The 6,853-nt window shown below is 61.6% G+C and carries 7 protein-coding genes and 1 pseudogene; 2 read left to right on the plus strand and 6 right to left on the minus strand.

From position 1 onward, the window contains the following. The first annotated feature begins 436 nt into the window (after window positions 1-436). A complete protein-coding gene (locus tag E5X88_RS33045) occupies window positions 437-580 on the plus strand; it encodes a hypothetical protein (RefSeq protein WP_292168429.1) in 144 nt (47 codons plus the stop codon). A gap of 59 nt (window positions 581-639) precedes the next feature. Here E5X88_RS33045 and E5X88_RS33050 read toward each other — a convergent pair whose 3' ends face one another. From E5X88_RS33050 to E5X88_RS33060, 3 genes and pseudogenes are all read right to left on the minus strand, one after another. Next, window positions 640-822, minus strand: a complete 183-nt coding sequence (locus tag E5X88_RS33050) for a hypothetical protein (protein WP_292168431.1) — start codon at window positions 820-822, stop codon at window positions 640-642. 228 nt (window positions 823-1,050) lie between these two features. Beyond that, entirely contained in the window at window positions 1,051-1,533 is a 483-nt protein-coding gene (locus E5X88_RS33055) for a hypothetical protein (RefSeq protein WP_292168432.1), read from the minus strand. A gap of 104 nt (window positions 1,534-1,637) precedes the next feature. Next, window positions 1,638-2,586: pseudogene (locus tag E5X88_RS33060) on the minus strand (IS1595 family transposase). 115 nt (window positions 2,587-2,701) lie between these two features. Between E5X88_RS33060 and E5X88_RS33065 the strand changes: the two are divergent. Continuing rightward, window positions 2,702-3,202 carry an MmcB family DNA repair protein gene (locus E5X88_RS33065; RefSeq protein WP_292168440.1) on the plus strand — a complete coding sequence of 167 codons (501 nt, stop codon included), beginning with the start codon at window positions 2,702-2,704 and terminating at the stop codon, window positions 3,200-3,202. A 294-nt stretch (window positions 3,203-3,496) separates the two neighbouring features. Here the strand turns inward: E5X88_RS33065 and nhaA are convergent, their stop codons facing one another. The 3 genes from nhaA to E5X88_RS33080 form a co-directional block, all read right to left on the minus strand. After that, a complete protein-coding gene (gene nhaA, locus E5X88_RS33070; RefSeq protein WP_292168434.1) occupies window positions 3,497-4,693 on the minus strand; it encodes a Na+/H+ antiporter NhaA in 1,197 nt (398 codons plus the stop codon). A 120-nt stretch (window positions 4,694-4,813) separates the two neighbouring features. Beyond that, the gene (locus tag E5X88_RS33075; protein WP_292168436.1) at window positions 4,814-5,377 is read right to left on the minus strand and encodes an ActR/PrrA/RegA family redox response regulator transcription factor; all 564 of its coding nucleotides are present in this window, start codon (window positions 5,375-5,377) and stop codon (window positions 4,814-4,816) included. A gap of 64 nt (window positions 5,378-5,441) precedes the next feature. Beyond that, window positions 5,442-6,767, minus strand: a complete 1,326-nt coding sequence (locus tag E5X88_RS33080) for an ActS/PrrB/RegB family redox-sensitive histidine kinase (protein ID WP_292168438.1) — start codon at window positions 6,765-6,767, stop codon at window positions 5,442-5,444. Window positions 6,768-6,853 lie beyond the last annotated feature (86 nt).

Here is a 6,853-nt window from a genome sequence, read left to right on the forward strand (position 1 = left end):
GTACAACCTGCCGAGGCTCTAATTGCCGCTGGATGAAAATTCGGTGGCAGGTCAGTGGCTATGGTCCAGGTGAACAAGGCTGGTCTGCCTAAATACAATAGCCCAGTGCTGCGTGTCCGCTTTATGACGCTATCGCCCGAATTCGACCTAACTGACAAATCAATGAGCGAGTATGGCGATCTTTTGGTTTCGCTCTTATCTCACGTCTTAAGTTTGGCATATTTGGATCCCGTACTCTCGTGCATGCATGTGAAATTCCATCTTCGGAGTCAGACGGACCAACAATTTTTTGCCATGCTCGGGAGAGGCTTAAAGGACCGAGACGTTTTTGAGTCTATTCAAACGCGTGGAGCATGGTTATATATAACGCGAAAGTAACGGAACCCTAACGGGTTGCGGAGCATTTTTGGGGAGGGAAGAGTCTGTGGAAAGGTCGATGACCATGAATACGGAAATCAGGAATGCGCTTCAGGAGGCGGTGACGCAGGCGATCAAGGAGATCGGATTGGAGCAATTCAAAAAGACTTCCTTTTTCATGAGCAATACCCGCGCCTCCAAAGAGGTCAAGCTCGCCGCATAATTTCGGCGTTTGGCCACCATCTCTAACGACAAGCCCCGGAAATCCGGGGCTTTTTGTTTCTAGCGTTCGGACTCGCCGCGTTTGCGGCGCACCAATTCCCTTATCTGTTCCTGCGTCAATTTCGGCGCATGGGCAATCTTCTGCGCTACGGCTTCGAAAGCCGCGTCGGATTGATCAGTTTTCAGTTCGCGCGCCGCATCGCGGAATTTCTCGATCTGCGACTTATCTTCCCGCTTGGGCATAGGAATATAGACTCCGACTCCGCAGCATGATAAACTATGGGGTAGGGAGAAATCCCCACCCCATGGCCTCTATCTTATGAGACGCGGACAGAATACCGCCGCGCCTCGGCTCAGATGGAGGATCATGGAACCTCCAGTCTCCGGCATCTACCAGTGCCGGTTCTGGCCGCCGTGGCAGCGGAAGTTGGGATTGATGGCACCACGCGACTCCATCAATCCTTGTCACCGTTACGGGGTCGCCACCCCGCCGGTGTCTTGCGAAGCGCCTTCCGGGTTCCCGGGGGGCGCTTCATCTTTTCGAACGGTATAGAAAGTACCGTCCTGCATCTTCCCGAGCCTTCCGTCCTTCACGAACCCGTACACGGATGGCATCACTTGCTGGTTTCGAAGTCCCGGCCAGTACCGCTCACCGATTGCGGCGACGATCTCCGCGCCTGACAAGCCCGACTTGCCCTGTCCCTCTGCTTCTCTCAGGACTTCGTAAGTCATGTGGAACAGCGTCGGAATCCCCTTCGGTCGAGGGGGCCCGAGACGAGGCTCTTCCGATGTATCAGCCGGGACGGCAATCTCTGCCGACGCGTTGCCGTACTTCACGGCAATGCGCTTCACGGTCTGTAATTCTTCCGCCTCTTCGGCGAGAGACGCCCTAAGGGCGTCAATCTCCCGCAGGCGGGCATCAATTTTATCGAGGTCGATTCGCAGCTCTTTCATGCCCCCTTATTATAGGAAGTTAACCATAAGGGGAAGAGCCTGAATTCAGGGCGGAGAACAAGTGTTCTAGTATGGCTATTCAGGGAGGCCGATAACGTGGCCACTTATGCCGTTGCGTTGACAGGTCTGCGATAGGTGAGGCGTTTACCAGCGGCGCCCTTCAAGGCGATGAAGGCGCGAGTGCCGTCATCGACACCCATGGCAATCCGGTTGCTGTAGCGGAAGTCGAATTCGGTCAAGTACCGATGCAGATGGTGTTCAGCGCCATGCTGGTAAACGCCTTTCATGCCGCGTTTGAAGATTGAATAGAAGCCTTCTACCGTGTTGGTGTGGACGGCGCCGCGAACGTATTCGTCCTTGGAATGCGTGACTAAATCATGCGAGGCGAATTCTTGGCCCACCCGGCGATAGATACCAGCCTCATCCGACATCAACGCGCTCTCCTTGGCGATGTTGGCGCGCACGATTGGCATGACGGTGCCAATGCGGGCGGTATCGACATGGAAGGAACGGACGGGCCACCGCGCTCGACAAGCGTAACGACAGTGTTCTTGTGAGCGCCGCCGCCACGCTTCACCGGGTATTATCCGTGAGGTGTCCGATATACGTCTCGTCAACGGTCTTGCCGTTGCCACCGAGCGGGGATAGTTCGCCAGACGCCATTGCAAGGCGAATGCGATGGCACAGGAACCAAGCGGCTTCATAGGTGCATTCGAGTATGCGGTGCATCTGGTGAGCGCTGATACCCTTCTTGGAGGCGCACATAAGGTGGATTGCCTGTAGCCACTTGGTTAGCGGCAAATGGCTTTCCTCGAAGATCGAACCCATGCGGACGGTGAACTGGCTACGGCAAGCGCCGCACTTGTAAAGAGCATGACGCTCGACGCCGTTCGGGTTCTTCTTGGAAGGCTTGGTGCGGACGCCCTTCAGTTTGTAGTGCTTGTCCACGGAACCGCACTTTGGGCAGACTGGACCGTTCGGCCACAAGATCGCCTCGACATGCTCGAAAGCCTTCGCTTCGTCGTGGAATTCGGGGCGGGACAGGATGGACATGGCGAAGGTTCCTAAGTTGTTGGAATCTTTCTACCTCTCCACTTTGGGTTTGTCAACCATATAATCGACCACAAAAAGAGTTCAAACCGTGAACAAAATCTGGCATGGTGCCGCCATGCCAATCATCTCGCCGATTCCCCTCAACCCCCTGATCGACGGCCGCCAGTCGGAGCGCGCGATGCTGGTGCGGCGTGGCGTGCAGCGGCTGCTCAGGGAAATGGGGGCGCATGTGCTGCCCGAACTGTCGCTGGCGACCGGCCGCCGCGCCGACCTCGTCGCGCTGACCCGCCAGGGCGACATCTGGATCATCGAGATCAAATCCTCGATCGAGGATTTCAGGGTCGACCGCAAATGGCCTGATTACCGGCTGCACTCCGACCGTTTCTTCTTCGCCACGCATCCCGGCGTGCCCTCGGAGATCTTTCCGCAGGAATGCGGGTTTATCCTTTCCGACGGCTACGGCGCCGAAATCCTGCGCGACGCGCCCGAGCACCGCATGGCGGCGGCGACGCGCAAGGCGCTGATGCTGAGGATCGCGCGGGCCGGCGCCTCGCGGCTGCTGGCGGCGGAACTCGCCGGCGTGCCGGTGCCGGCGCTGGAGGGGGAGAGCGAATAACTTTCGACGTTTGCGCTGCCCCTCATCCGGCTGCGACTACCTTCGCAGAACCTGGGTTCCTCGCCCCACGACGTGGGGAGAGGTGGCCCGGCGAAGCCGGGACGGAGAGGGGTCTTCGCGGCGTCCGGGAGTTCGTTGTCTCAAGGGCTCCTGACAGGCTTCGTATCACGGCCCGTCACGCGCCCTGTCCCTCACCGGGTTCTGGCTTCGCAAATGTCGTCCCCCTCTCCGTCCCGGCTACGCCGGGCCACCTCTCCCCCGCTTCGCGGGGGCGAGGAACTCAAGTGCCGCCGGCTACTCCTCGTCCTCCTCTTCCCCATTCGCGGCCGGCGCCATCAGCAGCACGGCGGCGCCGAGGATCGCGGCGATGACGGATCCGGCGAGGATGCCGACTTTCACCGCGTCCTGCAGCTCGACGTTGCTGGCGAAAGCGAGCAGGCCGATGAACAGGCTCATGGTGAAGCCGATGCCGCAGAGCAGCGAAATGCCGACCATGTGCAGCCAGCCGGCATTGACCGGCAGATCGGCAAAGCCGAACCGGATGGCAAGCGCGGAGGAGCCGAACACGCCGACCAGCTTGCCGACGACGAGGCCGGCGGCGACGCCCAGCGTCAGCGGCTCGACCAGGGTGGCAGCGCTCAGGCCGGCCAGCGAAACGCCGGCATTGGCAAAGCCGAAGATCGGGATGATGACGAAGGGCACGACGTTGTGCAGGCCGTGCTCGAGCCGATGCAGCGGCGAATGGTCGAGATCATGGCTGATGCCCGGGGTGATCTTCAGGGGTATGGTGAGGGCCAGCGCCACGCCGGCGAGCGTCGCATGGACGCCCGATTTCAGCACCAGAACCCACAGGACGACACCAAGCACGAGATAGGGCAGCAGCGTCAGCACCTGCATGCGGTTGAGAACGACGAGCAGGGCGATGACGGCGAAGGCGGCGCCGAGATAGGCGAGCGACAGGCCGCTTGTGTAGAACACCGCGATGATGATGACGGCGCCGAGATCATCGATGATGGCGAGCGCGGTGAGGAATACCTTCAGCGACACCGGCACGCGACTGCCGAGCAGCGACAGCACGCCGAGCGCAAACGCGATGTCGGTGGCGGTCGGGATCGCCCAGCCGGACAGAGCGGCTGGGTTGTCGCGGTTGATGGCGACGTAGACAAGGGCCGGAACCAGCATGCCGCCGGCGGCGGCGACGCCGGGCAGGACACGCCGCGGCCAGGTCGAGAGCTGTCCGTCCAGCATCTCGCGCTTGATCTCCAGGCCGACCAGCAGGAAGAACACAGCCATCAGGCCGTCATTGATCCAGTGCGATACGCTGAGCGGTCCCAGATAGGCGTGAAGGGCGGAGAAATAGGCTTCGGACAGCGGCGAATTGGCGACGACCAGAGCCAGTGCCGCGGCCGCCATCAGGACGATGCCGCCTGCCGCCTCGCTGGCGAGGAATTCGCGAAGAATGGAAACCGGTCGCTGCTTCTGGTCCTGCATGTGCTCTCCGTCCTATCGGCCGTCAGCCAGCAGGGCCAACATCAAATCATGCGATGATGATCAAACGGCAGCGGCGGGGCAACCCTGTCGTAAGGCCCTTCTATCCAAGCCGGAAATCCTCTAGCGCGGTGCGCGCTTGGCGAGTATGCGCTGCAGCGTGCGGCGATGCATGTTGAGCCGGCGCGCGGTCTCGGAGACGTTGCGGTCGCACATTTCGTAGACGCGCTGGATGTGCTCCCAGCGCACGCGATCGGCCGACATCGGATTTTCGGGGGGTGCTGCGCGTTCGCCCGCCGTGCGGGTGAGGGCGGCGAAAATGTCGTCGGCATCGGCCGGCTTCGACAGATAGTCGATGGCACCCAGCTTCACCGCCGTTACCGCGGTGGCGATGTTGCCGTAGCCGGTGAGGATGATGGCGCGGGCGTCGTCGCGCTTCTCGCGGATGGCGGCAACGACGTCGAGGCCGTTGCCGTCGGCGAGCCGCATATCGACCACCGCATAGGCAGGCGGATTGGCGCGCGCCTTGGCCACCGCCTCCTCGACGCTCTCGGCCGTCTCGACCACGAAACCCCTGGTTTCCATGGCGCGGGCAAGCCGGGTGAGGAACGGCTTGTCGTCGTCGACGATCAACAGCGAGGTATCCTCGCCTTCAACCATTGCGCCAATCGTTTCGTCGCCACTCATCGTCTTTAAAATTCCTGCTGCCCGATTTTTACGCAGATATAGTTTTGGAGCGCTATTGTCCAATTTATGCAGTGTCAAACATGATGGCCGAAGCCGATTCAGGATTGAGGAAGACGCCACGCGGCCACGATATCTGCACGACCGCGCCCTCGCCCGGTGCGCTCGAATTGCGGAAATCGAGGGTGGCGCCCGAGCGTTCCAGCAAGGTCTTGGCGATGAAAAGGCCGAGGCCCAGGCCGCCGCCCGCCTCGGTGCCCTGGCGCGTCGACATATAGGGCTCGCCGATGCGGTCGATGATTTCGGGAGGGAAGCCCGGCCCGTCGTCGATGATCGAGAAGGTGACGGCGGCCTCGTTCCAGCTCCAGCTTACAGTGACGGCCTTGCGGGCAAAGTCGACGGCGTTCTCGACCAGATTGCCGAGGCCGTAGATGACGCCGGGATTGCGCCGCCCGACCGGCTCGGGGCCGATGCGCTCGCCGGGCCGAAGCTTGATCGAGATGCCGAAATCGCGGTGCGGGGCCGTCACCTCCTCGACCAGCGAGGTCAGCGGCAGACGGGAGAGATGCGCCTCACCCTCGGAAGACAGGCTGGTCAGGCGCTTGAGGATTTCGCGGCAACGCTCGCTCTGCGAGCGCAGCAGCGTCACGTCCTCTCCGTATTTCGGATCGTTGCGGAGCGCTTTCTCCATCTCCTTGGCAACAAGCGTGATGGTGGCAAGCGGCGTGCCGAGCTCGTGCGCGGCGGCCGCGGCGAGACCGTCCAGCGCCGACAGATGCTGCTCGCGCTGCAGCACCAGCTCGGTGGCGGCCAGCGCGTTGGCGAGCAGGCGCGCTTCCTCGGCCACGCGGAAGGCGTAGATCGCGGTGAAGGCGATCGAGGAAAACACCGCCATCCACATACCGGCGACATAGATGAACGGCATCTCCAGCGGCGCGCCCTCGTACCAGGGCAGCGGCAGGTGGAAGAAGACCAGCAGGCTCGCCGCCACCATCACCAGCGCGCCGAGGATGGCGGTCAGGCGCAGCGGCAGCGACGTCGCCGAGATGACCACGGGCACGGTCACCAGCACCGAAAACGGATTGGTGAGGCCACCGGTCATGTAGAGCAGGCCGGCAAGCTGCAGGCTGTCGAAGGTCAGGATGGCAAACGCCGGCAGCGGGGTCAGCCGATGCGCCGCCGGATAGCGGAAGGTCAGCAACAGGTTCATCCAGGCCGAACAGGCGATCAGCGCGAAGCAGAGGCTGACGGGCAGCGGGAACTTCAGCCCATAGGCAACGACGAGAACCGTCAGGCTCTGGCCGACAATGGCAAGCCAGCGCAGCCTGATCAGCGTGTTGAGGCGCAGCCGCTGGCTTTGCTGGAAGTCGGGCGCCCGCAGGATGTTTATCATGGCTAAGGATTATAACCGGGAAGCATCATGGTCTAGCTGTGGTGCCTCAGCAGGTTGTCCCGATCGAAGCCGAGGCGGCTGATGGG

Origin of the sequence: Mesorhizobium sp. (assembly GCF_004962245.1) — a bacterium.
In the GTDB taxonomy this organism is placed as follows: Bacteria; Pseudomonadota; Alphaproteobacteria; order Rhizobiales; family Rhizobiaceae; genus Mesorhizobium.

Excerpts from the sequence above, each read along its gene's own strand:
- E5X88_RS33045 (WP_292168429.1), top strand. The coding sequence starts at position 437 with ATGACCATGAATACGGAAATCAGGAATGCGCTTCAGGAGGCGGTGACG.
- E5X88_RS33050 (WP_292168431.1), bottom strand. The coding sequence starts at position 822 with ATGCCCAAGCGGGAAGATAAGTCGCAGATCGAGAAATTCCGCGATGCG.
- E5X88_RS33055 (WP_292168432.1), bottom strand. The coding sequence starts at position 1,533 with ATGAAAGAGCTGCGAATCGACCTCGATAAAATTGATGCCCGCCTGCGG.
- E5X88_RS33065 (WP_292168440.1), top strand. The coding sequence starts at position 2,702 with ATGCCAATCATCTCGCCGATTCCCCTCAACCCCCTGATCGACGGCCGC.
- nhaA (WP_292168434.1), bottom strand. The coding sequence starts at position 4,693 with ATGCAGGACCAGAAGCAGCGACCGGTTTCCATTCTTCGCGAATTCCTC.
- E5X88_RS33075 (WP_292168436.1), bottom strand. The coding sequence starts at position 5,377 with ATGAGTGGCGACGAAACGATTGGCGCAATGGTTGAAGGCGAGGATACC.
- E5X88_RS33080 (WP_292168438.1), bottom strand. The coding sequence starts at position 6,767 with ATGATAAACATCCTGCGGGCGCCCGACTTCCAGCAAAGCCAGCGGCTG.